General features: G+C 69.0%; 15 protein-coding genes. 2 read left to right on the top strand and 13 right to left on the bottom strand.

What is annotated here, in order from left to right; translation table 11 throughout:
* Window positions 1–4: 4 nt before the first annotated feature.
* The 10 genes from OG963_RS37525 to OG963_RS37480 all read right to left on the bottom strand — a co-directional run bounded on the left by OG963_RS37525 (window position 5) and on the right by OG963_RS37480 (window position 9,463).
* Window positions 5–1,243, bottom strand: coding sequence for a cytochrome P450 (locus tag OG963_RS37525; protein ID WP_093778417.1), 1,239 nt, complete (start codon window positions 1,241–1,243; stop codon window positions 5–7).
* A gap of 75 nt (window positions 1,244–1,318) precedes the next feature.
* Window positions 1,319–2,713 (bottom strand): NAD(P)/FAD-dependent oxidoreductase, encoded by a 1,395-nt coding sequence (locus OG963_RS37520; RefSeq protein ID WP_030925707.1) that lies wholly within the window; start codon window positions 2,711–2,713, stop codon window positions 1,319–1,321.
* Window positions 2,703–2,948 carry a ferredoxin gene (locus OG963_RS37515; RefSeq protein WP_093778415.1) on the bottom strand — a complete coding sequence of 82 codons (246 nt, stop codon included), beginning with the start codon at window positions 2,946–2,948 and terminating at the stop codon, window positions 2,703–2,705. Before OG963_RS37515 ends, OG963_RS37520 begins: the two co-directional genes overlap by 11 nt.
* Before the next feature lie 168 nt (window positions 2,949–3,116).
* On the bottom strand, window positions 3,117–3,794 hold the full coding sequence (locus OG963_RS37510; protein WP_093778413.1) for a hypothetical protein: 678 nt from the start codon (window positions 3,792–3,794) through the stop codon (window positions 3,117–3,119).
* Between the two features lie 334 nt (window positions 3,795–4,128).
* A complete protein-coding gene (locus OG963_RS37505; protein ID WP_093778411.1) occupies window positions 4,129–4,596 on the bottom strand; it encodes an anti-sigma factor in 468 nt (155 codons plus the stop codon).
* 241 nt (window positions 4,597–4,837) lie between these two features.
* Entirely contained in the window at window positions 4,838–5,656 is an 819-nt protein-coding gene (locus OG963_RS37500) for an ABC transporter permease (RefSeq protein WP_093778409.1), read from the bottom strand.
* Window positions 5,653–6,591 carry an ATP-binding cassette domain-containing protein gene (locus OG963_RS37495; protein ID WP_093778407.1) on the bottom strand — a complete coding sequence of 313 codons (939 nt, stop codon included), beginning with the start codon at window positions 6,589–6,591 and terminating at the stop codon, window positions 5,653–5,655. The genes OG963_RS37500 and OG963_RS37495 overlap by 4 nt, the downstream gene beginning before the upstream one ends.
* Before the next feature lie 149 nt (window positions 6,592–6,740).
* The gene (locus OG963_RS37490) at window positions 6,741–7,436 is read right to left on the bottom strand and encodes a response regulator transcription factor (RefSeq protein ID WP_030925727.1); all 696 of its coding nucleotides are present in this window, start codon (window positions 7,434–7,436) and stop codon (window positions 6,741–6,743) included.
* Window positions 7,408–8,667, bottom strand: a complete 1,260-nt coding sequence (locus OG963_RS37485) for a sensor histidine kinase (protein ID WP_051878603.1) — start codon at window positions 8,665–8,667, stop codon at window positions 7,408–7,410. The genes OG963_RS37490 and OG963_RS37485 overlap by 29 nt, the downstream gene beginning before the upstream one ends.
* 301 nt (window positions 8,668–8,968) lie before the next feature.
* Window positions 8,969–9,463 carry a lamin tail domain-containing protein gene (locus tag OG963_RS37480; RefSeq protein ID WP_362273108.1) on the bottom strand — a complete coding sequence of 165 codons (495 nt, stop codon included), beginning with the start codon at window positions 9,461–9,463 and terminating at the stop codon, window positions 8,969–8,971.
* A gap of 743 nt (window positions 9,464–10,206) precedes the next feature.
* Here OG963_RS37480 and OG963_RS37475 point away from each other — a divergent pair.
* The gene (locus tag OG963_RS37475) at window positions 10,207–11,697 is read left to right on the top strand and encodes a UDP-N-acetylmuramoyl-L-alanyl-D-glutamate--2,6-diaminopimelate ligase (protein WP_319740081.1); all 1,491 of its coding nucleotides are present in this window, start codon (window positions 10,207–10,209) and stop codon (window positions 11,695–11,697) included.
* A 109-nt stretch (window positions 11,698–11,806) separates the two neighbouring features.
* Here the strand turns inward: OG963_RS37475 and OG963_RS37470 are convergent, their stop codons facing one another.
* Window positions 11,807–13,033, bottom strand: a complete 1,227-nt coding sequence (locus OG963_RS37470) for a cytochrome P450 (protein ID WP_319326483.1) — start codon at window positions 13,031–13,033, stop codon at window positions 11,807–11,809.
* Between the two features lie 107 nt (window positions 13,034–13,140).
* Here OG963_RS37470 and OG963_RS37465 point away from each other — a divergent pair, with 107 nt between their 5' ends.
* The gene (locus OG963_RS37465) at window positions 13,141–14,412 is read left to right on the top strand and encodes an FAD-dependent oxidoreductase (RefSeq protein WP_093929726.1); all 1,272 of its coding nucleotides are present in this window, start codon (window positions 13,141–13,143) and stop codon (window positions 14,410–14,412) included.
* A 505-nt stretch (window positions 14,413–14,917) separates the two neighbouring features.
* On the opposite strand, the gene OG963_RS37460 is transcribed toward OG963_RS37465, so the two are convergent.
* Window positions 14,918–15,385, bottom strand: coding sequence for an ester cyclase (locus OG963_RS37460; protein WP_093778372.1), 468 nt, complete (start codon window positions 15,383–15,385; stop codon window positions 14,918–14,920).
* Window positions 15,386–15,862: 477 nt separating this feature from the next.
* Window positions 15,863–16,420 (bottom strand): VOC family protein, encoded by a 558-nt coding sequence (locus OG963_RS37455; protein WP_371799897.1) that lies wholly within the window; start codon window positions 16,418–16,420, stop codon window positions 15,863–15,865.
* Window positions 16,421–16,633: the final 213 nt, after the last annotated feature.

Genomic DNA, 16,633 nt, shown 5'->3' with positions numbered 1-16,633 from the left:
GCTCCTACCGGGGGCGCAGGCCGTCGAACGTGATGTTCAGATGGCGGGGGCCGCGCAGGACGGCGTTCTGCCGGTAGGGGGGCGGGTCCTCCACCAGGCGAGGATTGTCGAGCCTGCGGGCCAGCTCGGTCAGGGCGAGCTGCGCCTCCAGCCTGGCGAGCGGTGCGCCGAAACAACTGTGGATGCCGCTGCCGAAACCGAGGTGCTGGATGTCCTTGCGGTCCGGGTCGAACCGCTCGGGGTCCTCGAAGCGCTCCGGGTCCCGGTTTCCGGCGGCCAGGACGAGCCAGATCGACGAGCCCTTCGGGATGGTGACCCCGCGGACCTCGATGTCCGCGATACACGTGCGCTGCGGCACCAGCTGCACCGGCGGCTCGTAACGCAGCAGTTCCTCCACGATGTTGACGGCGAGGAGCGGGTCGTCCCGGAGCCTCTGCAGTGCCTCCGGGTGGCGCAGCAGGGTGAGCATCCCGTTGGTGATCAGGTTGACCGTCGTCTCATGGCCGGCGATCAGCAGCAGGGCAGCGGTGCTGAGCACCTCCATCGTCGTCATCGGACCGTCCGGTCCATGGCTGGTCACCAGCTCGGAGAGCATGTCGTCACCGGGTGCCTTGCGGCGCTCCTCGACCAGCCCCGCCAGATACATGCCCAGCTGCGTCCTGGCCTCGTGCGTGACGCGGTTCCGCTCGGTGGGGTCGTCGCCCGGAACCGGGTCCAGGCCGGCGGCGATGGTGTCCGCCCACGAGTGGAAGCGGGCCTCGTCCTCCCGCGGCACCCCGAGCAGCCGGCAGATCACGGTCACGGGAAAGGGATACGAGAACTGGTCGACCACATCGATCCGGTCCGTGTCCCCGAAGCCGGCGATCAGGTCCGAGACGATCCCGTCGAGCTCGCCGCGCATGTCGTGGACCCGTCTGGGGCTGTGCGGCGGGCCGAACGGACGGTTGGTCATCCGACGCAGCCGGTCGTGCTCCGGAGGGTCGAGCCGCAGGAAGCTGGGCGGCAGAGCCGTCTCCTCCTGCTCGGTCAACTGGCCGTCGCCGCGCGCGGTGAGGTTGGCGGCGTCGGAGCTGATCCGCGGATCGTGGAGCAGGCTCTGGATGTCCCAGTACGTGCTGATGACGAACGGGCCACCGTCCTCCTCCTGGAACACCGGGGTCCTGCGGAGTTCCGCGTACAGCGGGTACGGGTCGGCACGGTTGGCGTAATCGGTGATCTGGCGCAGGAGCGGGGCTTGCGTCATGGCGGGTCCTCGGGGCGTGGGAGCAGAAGGGGCCGTTTCGGCGTCGGGCAGCGGGCTGTCGGGCCCCGCCGGGGGTCAGGAGTGGGCCGGCTTGAAGACCAGACGTCGGTCGGCGGGCGAGTAGCCGCTGAGGGTGACGGTCGGCCCGTGGGTGGGCAGCGAGGGGTCCGGGAAGTCGGCCGGGACGGGTTGCCGGCCCTCGGGCCGGCGGTCCACGGTGAGGAACGCCGGCGGGAACGGCGCGGCCGTCTCGATCAGCCCCTGGTAGAACTGCAGCCATCGTGAGTTGTCGAAGGTGACCGCACCGATGACGCGGCCCTGATAGCCGTACGCACCGGTGAAGCGGCGCTCGGCGAGCGACCCCTGCGCGATGAGGATCTCCTCGCCCATGGACGGGACTCCGACCGACTTGATGTTCACCCCGAACTGGGACGACCAGAAGGCCGGTACCCACATGTGCGGACGGCGGTCCGTGCTGGAGCTGATCATGTTGTGCGCCGCCACCTCGGACTGCGTGACGGCGTTGCCCCAGTGTTCGAGGGAGAGGAACTGATAGCCGAAGAGCGGATGTGGGGACCGGGCCACATCTCCGGCGACGAAGATGTCGTCGGTCACGATGCCCCGGTAGTCGAAGGCCCGGCATCCCGCGTCGCAGGCGATCCCGCGGGGTCCCGCGCCGAGTCCGGATCCGGCCAGCCATTCGGTGTTGCGGGTCGCGCCGAGCGAGACGACCACCACGTCCGTCTCGACGGTGCTGCCGTCGGACAGATGAGCGGCGCGCACCCGCCCCACCGAGTCGCCTTCGAGGCCGGTGACCATGACGCCGGTGCGCAGGTCCACCCCGTTCTCGCGGTGCAGCTCCGCGGCGACCGCACCGACCACCCCTCCCAGCGCACCCACCAGGGGCGCGTCGGCGCGCTCCGCCACCGTGACCGGGAGGTCACGCGCGCGGCAGGCGGACGCGATCTCCGAGCCGGTGAAGCCGGCGCCGATCACGAACACCCTGCGGGGCGAGGCCATCAGCCGGCGCTGCAGTCCGGCCGCGTCGTCGCGCGTCCGAAGGACGAAGACGCCGTCCAGCTCGGCCTCCGCCGGGCGCGGCCACGGCCTGGCCCGTACACCGGTCGCGATGAGCAGCCGGTCGTACTCCACCTCGTCGCCGTCGGCCAGCAGCACCCGCTTGGCCGCCATGTCCAGCCCGGTCGCCGCGACACCGAGCCGCCACTTCGCTTCCACCGATCGGCGCCGGGGCAGCTCGGTATGGGCCGGCGACGCCTTGCCCAGCAGCACAGACTTGGAGAGCGGCGGCCGGTCGTACGGCTCGTACGGCTCGTCACCGATCATGGTGAGCGACCCCTCGAAGCCCTCGTCGCGGAGCGTCTCGGCCGCCCGCAGGCCGGCCAGCGAGGCACCCACGATCACGATCCGGCCCTCGCGCCTGAGCCACGCCAGGAATGCGTCAGCGGCCATGGGACTCCTCCTCGCCCGGCGCGGCAGCCCTCTCTCCCGGTGTGTCCGGCGCGTCGGCCAGAATGGCCTGGACGGGGCACGCCGCGACGGCGCGCGCCACGTTCTCGTGCTGGTCCTCGTCGGCCCGTGGGTTGTAGATGAGCGCCTCTTCGCCGTGCATGGCGAAGACATCGGGCGCGAGGAAGGCGCACTGCGCGTATCCCTGACATTTGTTGAGATCGACGACAATCCTCATCGACGCTCCGCCCCTTCCGGCAGCCTGATCCGGCGCCGTCCGCGCCTTCTCGGCGACGGGACGGCGGGTCTTCTCCCCCACGCCAGCATCGAAGGACAGGCCGGTTCGGCGCTCGCTCAGGAGAGCCGAAGGAGTGAGCGTGCCCGGAACCTGGGGCCGCAGCCGCGGTCAGGCCACCTTCGCCGCTTCGGGCCCGGGGGCGCGGCTGACCACGAGAATGTAGATGCTGACGATCAGTGACCAGAACGGGAAGACCAGCTCGGACCAGGCGACGGTGGCCGCCACGAAGAGCAGCGTCAGGGCGACCAGGAGGCCGAGCAGGGTGAGCCACCGGGAGAAGATCCCGAGGCGGTACCCCAAGGTCGACGTGGTGAGCGTGAACACCGCGGCCATCCGCATCGCATAGTCCGTCAGCAGCGTGTACGCGAAGTGGCGGCCGAAGTCCCAGGACGGCAGCCCCGGGTCGTTCCCGGACGGAACCCCGACGGACAGCACGCCCCCTGCGGCCGCGGCCGCCGCGAACAGCGAAGCCACGAAGATCAGACCGCTGCCCAGGAAGACGGTGGCGACGAACTTGTCCTCCGCGTCCCCGACGTGCGCGCGCAGCACGCCCACGAACCACAGGAAGAAGATGCCCGCGAAGGGGACGAGCGCGAGCGCCGTCTTCACCGCGTTCCGGCGTGAGGAGTCGTCGAACCCCCGGACCGTGACCGCGTCGGCGCCTTCGGGGATCGCCAGCCGGATCAGGATGATGGCGGCTGCGAGCAGCACCGCGAAGACGACCCCGGCCAGTCCTGCCGCCCGCGGAGTCTGCAGCGGGTGCCCCTTCGTCCTCTGCGTCGCCATGAGCACTCGCTTCCTCTCCCCGGGGGACCCTGGGACCAGCAAGCAGCCGGCTGTGCGACGGCGCCACCGGGAGGCGGCCGAACGGCAGTCCGCCGTATCCGTCGGGAGAGCGATGAACGGTACGGCGGACGTGTACGGCCCAGTCGTCCGGAACATTTCCCGGCCGACGTCGGCGAAGGCCATGAACAGGCACTCGTGCGGGCCTACGGTACGTCCGCGACCTCGCTCGTCGCCGTGCTGCCGGGCGCGTGCGCCCGAGTCGGACCCGGCGCCGCGGCACTCACCGCCTCCGCTGTTCCCCGCGGCCCGGACGTGGGCGTCGATCGCGTCGGCCTCAGCCGGCGGACGGCCACGGTGTGACCACCGGGCGGAGGGACTGAGGCGTCGCCCGCCCCTCCACCCCGTCTGCCGTTGCCCGGGGGGCCGGGGCATTTCTGGCCGCTCGCTCGCCCGGCTCACCTGACGCCCGCATCCTGCTCAGCAACTGGGTGACGGTGAGCGGCGTGCCCAGGATCGCGCGGGTCGGACGACGCCGACGGAGCTGCTGACGTGAGGGGTGGCAGCTCTCGGCCGGGGCGGGCACGTACCTCTGCTGCCGGCGCTTGATGTCGTGGGCCAGAGCTTCACGGAGCAGGGGCAGGTGTGCGGACACGGCTGCGAGGCAGTCGTACTCGTCCCGGCAGGCGGGGCAGGTGGTCAGGTGGGCGCAGACCTGAGCGGCTTCCTCGGGCGCGAGGGAGTTGAGGGCGTATCCGGCGAGCAGTTCACGGATCGTGCGGCATTCCTGGGGCGAGGTGAACATGATGGGTCCTCTCCGTGCTGGGTGGTCCACGCGGTCGGCGCGGCCACGGGTTCAGGCGCGGGCGTCATCGTGGTTTCGCTCGGTGACGTCCAGGGCGGTGCCTGTTCTACGGTGCTGTCCTGAGGCGTGGGGTCGCCTTCGGTGTGTGCACGAGCCCGATGGGGGTCGGCGGTTTCGGCCATGGACCGGGAGTACGGTGGGCGGGCTCCGTCCGCAGCGCGGCGGCTTCCTGCAACGCCGGTCAGGCGTCGCGTCGCTTGAGGAGCCAGGCGGCGATGCCCAGGAGGGCGACGGTGTATCCGGCGAAGAGTGCCAGGCCCGTCCAGGGAGCCATCGCGGGATCGGGGACGATTGAGAGCACGGCCTGTCCTGCGTTGCTGGGCAGGTAGGGGTCGATGTGCTGAGCCCAGTCGGCCGGAAGCAGGGCTCCCAGTCCGGGCAGGACGAGCAGGATGCCCACCAGTGTGGCAATGGCTCCCGCTGAGCTGCGGATGATGGCGCCCAGGGCGACGCCGAGCAGTCCGACGACGGTGAGGTAGAGGGCGGTACCGAAGACCACGCGGATGACCCCGGGGTCGGAGAGACGCATGGACAGGTGAGCGTGAGCGGAGGACAGGACGGCCTGGCCACCGAAGAAGGCGGCGAAAGAGGCCGCGGTCATCAGGACGAGGACGACGCCGGTGAAGACGGCTGCCTTGGCCGCCAGCATGGACAGCCGCCTGGGGACGGCTGTGAGGGTGGCGCGGATCAATCCGGTGGAGTACTCACCCGTGAACATCAGGACGCCGAGGACACCGATGGCCAACTGTGCGGGCCTGTACATGCTCAGGCTGACCTCGGCTCCGTTGAAGTGCGCCAGGTCCCGCGTGTTGAGGTCGCCTGCCCGCAGGTGGGTGACCAGCATGCCCAGCCCGACCATCGCTGCCACGGCGGTCAGCAAGGTGATCGACGTGGAGCGCACGGTGCGCAGCTTGATCCATTCGGACCTGAGCACCCGGAGCGGGGTCACCTTGCCGGGGCGCACTGTCGCGCCGAGCGGGCGCGTGAGGATCGTGGTCATGACGCGCTCCTTGCTGCGACCGTTTCGCCGGGGGTGGTGGAGCGGTACTCGACCGCGTCCCGGGTCAGTTCCATGAATGCCTCCTCCAGGGAGACCCGCTGGGGAGAGAGTTCGAGCAGGGTGAGCCCGTGGTCGGCGGCCGTGAAGCCGATCTGGTCGGTCGTCAGGCCCACTACATCCAAGGTGTACGGCCCACAGGTGGTAAGGGTGACGTCCGGCCCCGCCAGCAGACCTTTCAAGCGGTCGATGTCCGGGCAGCGCACGCGCACCACGGTGCGGGCCGCGCTACGGGTGAATTCCTCGACCGAGGTGTCGGCGATGAGCCGGCCGCGGCCGATGACGACAAGATGTTCGGCGGTGACCGCCATCTCACTCATCAGATGCGACGAGACGAACACCGTTCGCCCCTCCCCCGCCAGGCCCTTGAGAAGATTCCGGATCCACCGGATACCCTCCGGATCGAGGCCGTTGACCGGCTCGTCGAGAATGACAGTGGCGGGGTCACCGAGCAGCGCGCTGGCGATACCGAGGCGCTGGCCCATGCCCAGAGAGAAACCGCCGGCCCTCTTGTCGGCGACCTCGCGCAGGCCGACGAGGTCGATGACCTCGTTCACGCGCCGTCGGGGGATGCCGGTGGTGGCGGCCAGGGCCAGCAGGTGGTGGTAGGCGGTACGGCCGGTGTGGGTCGCGCGGGCCTCCAGCATCGCCCCGACCTCGTGCAACGGCGCTGCGTGGTGCGCGTAAGGGCGGCCGTTGACGGTGGCATATCCGGCGGTAGGGGCGTCCAGGCCGAGGATCAGCCGCATGGTGGTGGATTTCCCGGCCCCGTTGGGGCCGAGGAACCCCGTCACGATGCCGGGGCGGACCGTGAAGGACACATCCTCGACGGCTGTCTTGCTGCCGTACCTCTTGGTAAGGCAGTGGGCTTCGATCATTGCGAAACCTCCGTTCACCACCTCACTCTCGCTCGTGACCGACCCCTCGCACATCGTCTCCGTGCAGCGATTCCCGGCTACCACGTCCGCGGTACTGGGCGCATCGGCCTACGGCTGGGACAGAACCCCGCACGTACCCGCGCCGGCGACTACACGGGTGTCGACGGACCGCTCGGCTCCATCGCCGGGCTCACCAGACCGCACTGGTAGGCGATGACCACGAGCTGGGCCCGGTCACGAGCGTCCAGCTTGGTCATGGCCCGGTTGACATGGGTCTTGGCGGTCAGCGGGCTGATGAACAGGCGATCGGCGATCTCGTCGTTCGACAACCCCAGTGCGACGAGTGCCAGGACATCGCGTTCCCGTGGCGTCAGGCACGCCAGCCGCTCGTGCATGACTGCCGGGCACGCTTCCGGCTGCGTCAGAAATCGTGTGATCAGCGCTCGGGCGGCCGACGGGCACAGCAGCGCCTCCCCGCCGGCGACCGTGCGCACGGCGTCGAGAAGCTCCTCGGGCCGCGCGCCCTTGCCGAGAAAGCCACTCGCACCCGCACGCAGCGCCTCGGCTACGTACTCGTCGTCCTCGAAGGTGGTCAGGATGAGGACCTTGACCCCCGCGAGGTCTTCCGATTCGCTGATCAGCCGCGTCGCGGCGAGACCGTCCATCTCGGGCATGCGGATGTCCATCAGGAGCACATCGGGGTGCTGGGCATGCGCCAGCTCCACCGCCTCGCATCCGTTGGACGCCTCGCCCACGGTCTCCATGTCGTCCGCGGCGTCGAACAGCATCCTGAAGGTGCCCCGTAGCAGGGCCTGGTCATCGGCCAGCAGTACGCGGGTCGTCATACCCATCTCTCCTCGACGGTCCGTCCCCTGCCGGACCGACCGTTGCGGTGCCGGCTCGCAGGGGCAGATCGGCAGTCACGGCGAAGCCGCCCTGCGGGCGGGCTCCCGCGTACAGCGTGCCTCCGACGATGGCCGCACGCTCGCGCATCCCGATCAGCCCGTGGCCGGTCCCCTGGCGGGGTCGGTGGTGGTGCGGGCCGACGCATCCGTCGTCCTCGACGGTGATCGTCAGCCATTCGGGGCGGTAATGCAGAAACAATCGGGCGTGGTCCGCGCCGGCGTGCTTGTGCACATTGGTCAGGGCCTCCTGCACGATGCGGTACGCGGCCAGGTCCACCGCCGGCGCCAGCGGTTCGCTGACACCGCGCTGGCTGTGCCTGACAGCCAGTCCGGCACCTTCGAACGACGCGAGCAGGTCCGGCAGCTGTGTCAGACCCGGCATCGGATCGCGTGGCGCCGCCGGATCGTCGGTCTGCCGCAACAGACCTACGGTCGCCCGCAGTTCGTCCAGTGCCGACCGGCTGGTGTCCCGGATGGTCTCCAGGGCGGCGAGTGTCTGCTCCGGCTGCCGCTCCGCGAGATGGACGGCGACACCCGCCTGAGCATTGATCAGGGCGATGTGGTGCGCGACGACGTCGTGCAGTTCGCGCGCGATCCGGACCCGTTCGGCCGCCACCCGCTGTTGTGCCTCCTGCTCACGGGTCCGCTCCGCGTGCTCGGCCCGTTCCTCCACGGCCGCCACATAGGCGTGGCGTGACCGCACCGCGTCGCCGATGGCGGCAGCCAGAGCCGTCCACGCCAGCATCACCGCCTTCTCCGGCTCAAGCCACGATCCGGGGGTGAACAACAGGGCCGTGCCCACCAGGACGGCAGCCGTGGCCGCCGCCGTGGTCCAGGTGGTGCGCCGGTCGGTCCGCACGGCAACGGTGTAGAGGGACACCACGACCGGGCTGGACACCAGCGGACTCTCCCGGAATCCGAGCACCTGAAACGCCACGCCGCAGCCGACCGCGACAGCCAGTACGCCGAACGGGTGGCGACGTCGCCACATCAACGCCGCGCAGCCGATCGCCGCCAGCACCACGCCCGGCCACCGGAACGCAATCCGGTGCTCGTCCGGCACCACGGCAGAAGCCAGTCCCGACAGCGCGAACAGCACGGCCGCCAGCAGCGCGTCCACCGCGCCGGGCCGGGCTCGTGCTTCCCTCCTCCAACCGTTGATCACTGCCATCCCACCACCGTAAGCGCGGTGGCCGGACCGGGCAGTGCGGCAGCGCCGCCCCTGAGCACACCGCCCGGTCCGCAGTGGACGATGTGGAAGCGAGCCGTGGAACGGCCAGGCCTCGAACCGGATGGCCGCGATGACCGGCGCAGGCCTGTTCCACGGGGTCACCGGCGCCGCTTCGGACGCCTGTCGTGACAAGAGCGCCCCGACCGCCGACCGGCACGCCGGATGACAGCGGGACGCCCGAACCGGCGGCAGAGCACTCGCCCCTCTGCCGCCGTTCCCATCGGTGGTCAGCAGGAGTGCGTCAGCCGTGGTACGTGATGTAGCCGTTGCGGTCGCGGTCGTTGCCGGTCTTGGTGTAGGAGTGGACGTCCGCCCGGCTTCCCGACGGCTTGTACAGGTAGATGGTGTCCTTGTCGTTGTTCCAGATGAAGTTGCAGTTCTGCCGGTAGACGACGTTCTTGGCGTCGGAGTCGGTGCCGTGGCCGCCCCGCAGCTTCACGTAGTCGCCGGGCTGGAGATAGTGGCTGGCCGAGAAGGTGAAGCGATTGCCGGTGGCGTCCTTGACTACGTAGCCCTTGAGATTGACGGTCGCCGTCGACGAGTAGTTCTTGATCGTCAGGTACTCGTCCTTGCTGTTCCCGGTGGAGCACTTGTTGGAGTCCGTGCCGGGCGCGTCGTACTGGACACCCTTGATCTTCAGCGCCGACGAATACTCGGCTGCCTGTGCCGGAGCTGCGACGACGACCGCGAGGGTCCCGACGGCGACAACAGTGGATATGACATGGCGTATGCGCATGAGGAATCCCCCCAGTGGTGGTGCGGACAGAGCGCCTGGAGCATACACAATCCGTGACGATGGGGTGTCTAAAAGGTGATGAATATGTGAAGGGGGTTGTGCAGCGCATGCCCGGTGTCGCTCGAGTGCCAGTGGCAGCCGAAGAGTTGGTGGACCTGGCAGACCACGTCACCCGAGCAAGATCGCCGAACAGGACCTCTGGCGATTCCGCGTCCGTCGCCCGGGATCTCGTCGCCCGGCGTCGCCGCGGTGGTGCCCGGCGAAAGACCCACATCGGTGACCTCCCGCTGAGCGACGCCACCGCTTCGCCGGGCGCATGGGTGCACGATCAGCCCCGGATGCGCACCGAACCGAAAGGCAGCCGCGAACGCGAACCGATCGAGGCGAGCAGTGCGGATTCGGGGCCGCTCCATGGGACGTACACTCCACCCATGGGCGACACACATGCAGTGAGGGAGTGCCTGCGACAGGCCCCTCACGTGCTGGGACCAGTCGCGCCCAAGGCGCTCTGCCGCGCGCTGCACGGTCACGGTTAGCCAGGCACTCACGGACTTCTCGGTTTCAGTCCCGATGGTCTGATCCGCACGTTCTCCCATCGCTTCCGCTCCGCCCATGGAGCGCTTCTCCACCCCCTTCGCTGTGCGTTCCGCAGCACCCCGCACTCGCGCAGCTCCTCGGCGTGCCGCCGGCATCCCCTTCGGCGACGGCCGAAGGGGCGTGGCGCATTTTCGAGAGGACCCTGCATGAAGTTGAGGGAGTTGCTGGCCGGTCACGATCACGAGGTCCTCCTCGGCGATCCGGATACGAGGATCAGCGCAGGGACCTGTTTCGACGCCCATCGCGTTTCACCGGGTTCGCTGTTCATCGCCGTGCCCGGTCATCGGGAAGGGGGTCCCGAGGCCGTCGGCTCGGCACTGGCACGCGGCGCCGTGGCGGTACTCGTCGACAGGGCGGCGCCCGATCTCCCGGCGGGAGTATGGGCATCGGCAGGCGATGCATGCGTCGTCCGCGTGCCGGACACCCGGGTGGCGGCGGCGGTCGTCACCTCGCGCTACTACGGCGAACCCGGTCGGGATATGGACATGGTGGCCGTGACCGGTACCAATGGGAAGACCTCGGTGTCGTACATGGTCGAGTCCGTCCTGAGGATCGCCGAAGGCGCGAAGGTGGGCGTGATCGGGACATCAGGCAGCCGCATCGGCGACGAACTGATCCCGATGCCGCGCTCAGTGCTGACCACACCGGAATCGCCGGACTTCCAGTACCTGTTGGGCCACATGCGCGACCACGACGTGGGCACGGTCGTCCTGGAGGCCACCTCGATGGGCCTGCTGAACCACCGGGTGGACCGTGCGTTCATCGACGTGGGGGTCTTCACCAACCTCACGCAGGACCACCTGGACGACCACGGCACCATGGAGAACTACCGCGATGCCAAGCTCCGCCTCTTCCAGGGGCTTTGCCGGCTCGCCGTGGTCAACGCCGACGACTCCGTGGGGGCCGGGATCAAGCGGATCATGCCGGGCCCGGTCACCACGTACGGTATCGACGCGGAGGCCGATTACCGGGCGACGGACCTGATCATGAACGCCTTCGGTACGCGTTTCACCCTCCACCACGCGGGGAGCAAGTACCCCGCGGCGATCCCTGTGCCCGGCCGGTTCTCGGTGGCCAATGCGCTGGCCGCGGTGGCGGCCTGCCACCTCCTGGGGCACGACCTGGCGGGTCTGGTTGCCGCACTCGACCGAATGCCCCCGGTCCCCGGGCGACTCGAACGCTTCGAGACCCCCCACGGCTCGTCCGTGATCGTGGATTACGCACACTCCCCCGACGCCCTGGAAAAGGCGCTCTCCGCCATCCGGGACTTCGCGCCGGGCCGGGTCATCACCGTGTTCGGCTGCGGGGGCGACCGGGACGCCACCAAACGCGCGCAGATGGGCGAGATCGCCGGGACCCACTCCGATCTGTGTGTCCTCACCTCGGACAACCCACGGAACGAGGACCCCGAGGCGATCATGGACCAGATCACGCCTGGGCTCGTGGCCACCGGCACCCCGTTCGAGAGGTTCGCAGACCGCCGCCGGGCCATCGCCTTCGCCTTGTCCGCCGCCGGTCCGGAAGACATCGTCCTGGTTGCGGGCAAGGGCAGTGAGCCGTACCAGATCGTCGGCGAACAGCTGATTCCGTTCAGCGACATGGCCACGGTGCGCGAACTCGCGGCCGCGCAGGCGTAACGTACGGCGGTCTCAGGTCGCCCTCGCTCGCACCGTGCGACTGCTGAGGTGGTGCCGGGAGACGGTGCGGAGGGGCTGTGCGCCAGGACGCTCTCGGATTCCGGTGCTCTCAGCCGGCGCCACCGGAGGCGAAGGTGACAGGCAGACGCTCGGGGCCCCGCAGCCCGCCCGGCCGCCAGCGCAGCTCGCCCGGCGGCACGGCAAGCGCGAGGTCCGGGAGGCGGCGCAGGGCGGTTCCGATGGCGATCTGACCCTCCAGTCTGGCCAGCGGCGCCCCCAGGCAGTAGTGGATGCCGTGCCCGAACGCAAGGTGGGCGGTGTCCCGTCGGGTGATGTCCAGCCGGTCCGGATCGGCGAACCGCGCCGGGTCGCGGTCCGCGATGGCGGAGGCGATCAGCACGGTCGCGCCGCACGGGATGTTCACGCCCGCGATCTCGACGTCCTCGCGCGCGAACCGGGCGATGCCGGGGTTGACCGGTCCGTCGTAGCGCAGGAACTCCTCGATCGCGCCCGGCAGCAGCTCCGGATCGTCCCGCAGCATCCCGAGCTGACGGGGGTTGGCCAGCAGCGCCGCGATGCCGCCGCCGATCAGGTTGACGGTCGTGATGTATCCCGCCACCAGCAGCAGGAAGGACATGGCGATCAGCTCGTCCTCGTTCAGCTGCTGCTCCTCGTCCTTGGCGGTGATCAGCGCGCCGAGCAGATCATCCCCGGGCCGGGCCCGTTTGGTCTCCAGGAGCTTGGTCAGGTACGAGTGCATCCGCTGCCATGATTCGTCCACGAGTGCCGGGTCCGGAAGTTCCGCCCCTCGCAGGAGCATGTCGTCCGTCCACCGCTGGAAGTCGTGCCGGTCCTCCACGGGCACGCCGAGCAGTTCGCTGATCACGGTGACCGGCAGCGGAAGCGCGAAGTCCGCGACTAGTTCGGCCCGGCCGGCCGGCGCGACCGCGTCGAGCAGCCGGTCGCTGATCTCCTGGATACGTGGCCGCAGCTCGGCCACCCGGCGCGCCGTGAACGCCTTGGAGACCAGACGGCGCAGGCGGGTGTGGTCGGGCGGGTCGGAGCGGAGCATGTTGCTGATCATCGACTCCCGTTCCGTCACGGGCAGCTGTCGCAGCAACCGGGGATCCGAGGCGTCGCGGACGTCGCTGCTCAACCGGGGGTCCGCCAAGGCCGCGAGACCGTCGTCGTACCGCGTGACCAGCCACGCCTCCAGACCGCCGGCGATCACGGCGCGGCGTACCGGCCCCTCCTCGCGCAACTGCCGGAAGAGCGGGAAGGGATCCGAGACGAAGGCCGGGTCGGCGTAGGGCAGAAGGACCGGCTGCTGGCTCATGATGCCTCCAGGGATACGTTGCGACCCCTTAGTACGGACTTGTCGGAACTGAGGGTATATCTCCCGATATGACTAATCCGGGGATTTCGCCGAAAGGAGCGGTTCCGATGGAGCGGACCACGTGCTGCGTGGTGGGCGGTGGCCCCGCCGGCATGGTCCTCGGGCTGTTGCTGGCCCGGGCGGGGGTGGCGGTCACGGTCCTGGAGAAGCACGGCGACTTCCTGCGCGACTTCCGCGGTGACACTGTGCATCCGTCCACCCTGGCGCTGCTGGAGGACCTGGGGCTGGCCGAGCGATTCGGCAGGCTGCCACAGCGCCGAGTGAGAACGGTCCAGCTGCCGCTCGGCCCGAACCGTTCGCTGGTCACCGTCGGAGACATCGGCGCGCTGCGGGGCAAGTACAACTACATCGCGATGGTGCCCCAGTGGGATCTGCTCGATCTCCTCGTCGACGAGGCCGCACGGGAGCCCTCCTTCTCCGTGCGGATGAACACCGAGGCGACCGCCTTTCTGATGGAACGCATGGAGGCCCCTCCTGGTCGAGCGAAGCCGCGAGCTCGCGGGAGGGTCACAGGGGTCCGGTACCGCACGTCCGACGGCCGTACCGGTGAGCTGCGCGCCACCCTCACCGTTGCCTGTGACGGTCGGTCCTCGCTGGCCAGGGCACTGCCCGAACTGGGACTCCGGAGGTTCACCTGCCCGATGGACGCCTGGTGGTTCCGGCTGCCGCGGCGGGAGGACGACCCGCACGGCCTCGTGGGAGGCGTCGGCGACCGGTTCGTCAGCGCCATGATCGACCGCGGGGACTACTGGCAGTGCGCCGCACTGATCCCCAAGGGATCCGACACCCGGCGCAGAGCCGCCGGTCTCGGCCGGTTCATGGGCGAATTCACGGCTGCCGTCCCCTGGCTCGCGGACCGGGTGCACGCGCTCGGGTCGTGGGACGACGTGAAGCTGCTCGACGTACAGCTGGATCGACTGCGCCGCTGGCACCGCCCGGGACTGCTGTGCATCGGCGACGCGGCACACGCGATGTCTCCGGTCTTCGGCATCGGCATCAACCTCGCCGTCGAGGACGCGGTGGCCGCCGCCCGGTATCTCGTCGAACCGCTGCGCGCGGGCACGGTCGGCCTGCGGACCGTGCGCCGCGTCCAGCGCCGCCGCCGGCCGACCACCGCCGTGACACAGGCCCTGCAGCGCTTCGCCCACGCGAACGTCATCGAACCGGTCCTGTCGGGCCGCCCGGCGTTCGGCAGCCGGAAGCGCGCCCAGCGGCTGAGCGAACTCATCACGAGCTCAAGGTGGCTGAACCGGCTGCCGGCCTACTTCCTCGCCTACGGCGCCCTACGCGAACGCCCGCCGGCCGCTTCGGTGCGCTGACCGGCCGCTTCGGTGCGCTGAACGGGAGCCCATGCGCCGGCGGGGCCGACACCATGCCGCCGCCCCGGTGCCCGCACGCGGCTGAGCAGGACTGAGCCTGATGACCTGGTGTCACATCGAGCACATGCGTTCCGATACGCCCGACGCCACCTGACCCGTTCGCCGACCGGTGCGAGGAACCTGCTCGCGACGGAGCCGACCGGGGGCAGCTCGGGCGCGGGCTCCGGCTGGGGCTCGGCCGCCGGGGGCTCGGGCGTGGGCGGGTCCTCGCGGACTCGCGAGCCGTAGTTCGCGACGCCGGTCATCGGGCGGTCGCCGGCCGCGGTGGGGCTCGCCCGGCTCCTGGTCTCGGCCCCCCGACTCCGGCTCGGTGCACTGCATCGTCACCACAGCCACGCGGTGGAGTGCCGCACCCGGAACAGGGCGCGCGCACCGCAAACGCCACGTCGGGTCGAACTCGACGCACGACTCGCGAGACTGGTCGCGGGCTGGCGCGGTCAGGTGGTCAGCGAGAGGCGGGGACGAGCTCAACGCCAAGCTGGCGCAGCCACTCCAAGTTGTCGTACTGGACCCACTCTTCCGCCAGCCTGCCATCCTCGTCGTAGCGGAAGACATTGATCAGCGTCAGCGTCACCTGCTTGCCGTGCGGCTGCACAGTTCCGATCGGCGTCGGGTCAAAAGGCCTAATAAAGACACCGCCCATCTCCGTTCGGCAACCGATCACATTCCCAGCAGAGACGATCTCATATCGCTCGCAGTAGTAGTTTGCGAATGCGTCGCGCATCTGACTGAAGAAGATTTCCAGCTGCTCGAACCCGAGGTCACCGTCGGGGCCATGGAACTTGAAGTCTTCACTGAAATAGCTGCGCAGTGCGCTTGGGTTCTCCTTGGAGATGGCGTCCCGTCCAATGCGGATGAGCGCGCGGGAGCGCTCGTCGTAGCGGGTGTCATCGGGAGAGATGAAATTAGACATGTTGTTTCCTCTGGATCAGGCTGAAGGTGCAATTGTGGAACCTGGAGTCAGCTTCCGGGTCAGAAGATTTGCAGGGAAGGACTCCGCGCAGTCCAGCAATGAATGCCGAGCGCAGATGTTCTAGCCACAAACTCGCCGAGAGCTTCTTGCTCACACGTTTCGCTTACACTGCTTTTCCTTTCATAGAGTGCTCGGTCCACCTGTGGCCCGGCCGACGGCATGGGGGTGCGGCGCGTCGGCGCTGCCCGCTACCTATGGGGCCCACGCTGAGGCTGAGGTCCGCCTTGCGCAGGCGCGCGATCGCCCGGAGCGCCGGACTCGTAGCCATTGCCGGATACGTACCGACGACCACGCGTCCCCGGATTCGGTCGCGGAGTCCCGCCATCTCGGGTCGACTGCTTCCATGTGCGCAAGCACGTGTCGCACGTGTGCCGGGTCGGAGGCACCGCGGGCGCTTCCGACCCGGCTTGTGTCAGATCAAATGACTGGAGGCTTGCCGGCACGCAGGTCCGCCATCGCCGCAACTGTTTCGGTGTCGAACCAGAGAATCTCGGTGTGGACCCCGGTCACCGGGCGGGAATCGAAGTAGGCGAAGTGACTTCCACCGGTGGAGAAGTTTCCGGCTTGCACGGCGGGACCAAACTTGGCAGTCAAGTCTGCGGCCGTCGTGTCGAAGTCGTGTACCTGGAATCCCAGATGGTGAAGGCCGCCTTCCGGCTGCGCTTCGAGGAACTCGGTGTAGAGATTTGCATCCCCATCCCGGCGAGGGCTGATGACCTCGATATTGGTGTCGCCGATGTAACCAAGCGCCATGTCCACGCGCAGGTCGATCGGCTCACCGCGGTAGGTCGTCTCTAGCAGAGGGGCATTTTCCATGATCCAGAATCCTGCGGGGCCGTACACCCGCTCCAGTTCGGCACACTTCGACTCCAGATCCGGCGCGACGACGCACCACTGAAGGAATCCCTGGGCCAACTGGTTTTGTGCCGGGCGAGCGAGGTCGAAAGCGGTGAGCTTCTGCACTGTTTCGTTCATGTAGACAGCGTTGCACCGTTGAAGCCATTCGACTAGCGACGTCTTTTCATCCCTGCCATGCGAAAACCGCATGGCTGGCGCCACCCGGCCCGATCACCCGAGCGAGGCCCACAAAACCCTTCTCGCATTGACCTGCGCGCATGGCCCGCCGTCCTCGCACGGAGCGGGGAAACACCCATACGATCGCCACGAATCTCACCGGATTCGCTCCAG

Origin of the sequence: Streptomyces sp. NBC_01707 (assembly GCF_041438805.1) — a bacterium.
In the GTDB taxonomy this organism is placed as follows: Bacteria; Actinomycetota; Actinomycetes; order Streptomycetales; family Streptomycetaceae; genus Streptomyces.
Note: the sequence above shows the minus strand (reverse complement) of the source record. Positions and strands in the feature narration are given on the sequence as shown.